The organism is Parvibaculum sp. (assembly GCF_049672805.1).
Classification (GTDB): domain Bacteria; phylum Pseudomonadota; class Alphaproteobacteria; order Parvibaculales; family Parvibaculaceae; genus Parvibaculum.
Genome location: NZ_JBATWS010000092.1, coordinates 1 through 1,919, shown reverse-complemented (window position 1 = coordinate 1,919; position 1,919 = coordinate 1). Strand labels below are relative to the sequence as shown.

Genomic DNA, 1,919 nt, shown 5'->3' with positions numbered 1-1,919 from the left:
GCGCCATCTGCCGCGCGCGGCCGGCCACCGTCAGGGCGTGGAGGCCGTGCGCGTCATCGTGCGCGCAGCGGGCAATCTCGGTATCGAATATCTGACGCTTTACGGCTTCAGCTCCGAAAACTGGAAGCGTCCGCCTGAGGAAGTCAACGACCTGATGGGCCTGCTGCGGCTTTTCATCCGCCGCGATCTCGCCGAGCTTCACCAGAACGGCGTGCAGGTCCGGGTGATCGGCGACCGGGACCATCTCGACGCGGATATCGTGGCGCTGATCGACGAAGCCGAAGCGCTGACCCGCCAGAATGACCGTCTGAAACTCCAGATCGCCTTCAATTATGGCGGCCAGAACGAAATCACCTCCGCCATGCGCCGCATCGCGCAGGAGGTGAAGGCGGGGCGGCTTGAGCCGGAGGCCATCACCCCGGAAACAGTATCGGGTTTTCTCGACACGGCAGGTGTGCCTGATCCCGACCTCATCATCCGCACCAGCGGCGAAAAGCGTCTCTCCAACTTCCTCATCTGGCAGGGTGCCTATTCCGAACTCGTTTTCTCCGATGCACTCTGGCCGGACTTCACGCCCGACCGGCTGCGCGAGGCGGTTGACGAATATCAGCGCCGCGTCCGTCGCTTTGGCGGGCTGGGCACGCCCGAAGGGGCTGCCACCTCATGACGGTGTCGCAAGCGGAAAAGGCGGAAGCGCCAGGCAAGAAAATGGGCGATCTCGGAACCCGGGTGCTTTCTGCTCTGGTGCTGGCGCCCGTGGTGCTGGCGGCGGTCTGGTTCGGAGGCTGGTTCTTTACGGCGCTTCTTCTGGTTGCCTGCGTTGCGATGGCATGGGAACTGGCGGGCCTGCTTTTCGGTGAAGCTTCGGTCCGCACGTCTTGGTTTCTGACGCTGACCGGCATCGCGTCGGTTCTGCTTGCGGGCATGGGGTTGCCTTCGGCGGCGCTCGCCGCAGGCGGGGCGGGACTTGCCTTCTCCCTTGCCGCGCGAAGCTGGACCCGGCGCCCGCTCTGGCCCGCGCTTGTCGCCTATCTCTATCTCGTAACGCCGCTCGTCGCCCTGATCTGGCTCCGCGCCGATGAGAGCCTGGGGCTGGCCGTTCTCGTCTGGCTGCTCGTCACCGTCTGGGCAATCGACACCTTCGCCTATTTCTCCGGCCGCTTCATCGGCGGGCCGAAACTCGCGCCGCGCATCTCCCCCAAGAAAACCTGGGCGGGACTTCTCGGCGGCATGGCGGGCGCGGTCGTGGTTGCCATCGGCACATGGTATTGGCTCGGCGAAGGCTCGGTTCTGGCCCTCATTCTTATCGCCATCGTCCTCACCGTACTGGAACAGGCGGGCGATTTCGCGGAATCCGCATTGAAGCGCCGGGCGGGCGTGAAGGATTCCGGCGCGCTTATTCCGGGGCACGGGGGTATTCTCGACCGCGTGGACGGGCTGGTGGCTGTCGCAATCGGCGCCGCCCTGCTTGCGCTTGTGAACAATGCGGCTAACCCCGCCGCAGGAGTGTTGATTTGGCCGTAACCCATTCCGCAGCAAGCGAAAGGAGCCCTGCCACGGGCAGACGGAGCGTCACCATTCTGGGTTCGACCGGCTCCATCGGCTGCTCGACGCTCGATCTCGTTGCGCGCAACCGGGAGAGCTTCGATCTCGCCGCCATCACCGCACACAGCAATGTGGCGGCGCTGGCCGCGCAGGCGCGCGAACACCGCCCGCGCCTCGCCGTGATCGGACAGGACACGCATTATGCCGCGCTGAAAGAGGCGCTGGCCGGAACCGGCATTGAAGTTGCGGCAGGCGCGCAGGCCGTTGTCGAGGCGGCAGAGCGTCCTTCGGACTGGGTGATGGCAGGGATCGTCGGCGTGGCGGGGCTTGCGCCCACACTTTCCGCCGTACGGCGGGGGGCCTGCGTGGCGCTC

At 65.8% G+C, this 1,919-nt stretch carries 2 protein-coding genes and 1 pseudogene; all 3 read left to right on the top strand.

Annotation, left to right across the window (positions count from 1 at the left end):
- A partial coding sequence (locus WBF74_RS02930) for an isoprenyl transferase (RefSeq protein WP_424434920.1) occupies nucleotides 1–667 on the top strand: 667 nt, incomplete at its 5' end.
- A complete protein-coding gene (locus WBF74_RS02925) occupies nucleotides 664–1,524 on the top strand; it encodes a phosphatidate cytidylyltransferase (protein WP_424434917.1) in 861 nt (286 codons plus the stop codon). The genes WBF74_RS02930 and WBF74_RS02925, both read left to right, overlap by 4 nt.
- Nucleotides 1,515–1,919: pseudogene (locus WBF74_RS02920) on the top strand (1-deoxy-D-xylulose-5-phosphate reductoisomerase); the annotation flags it as partial. The gene WBF74_RS02925 and the pseudogene WBF74_RS02920, both read left to right, overlap by 10 nt.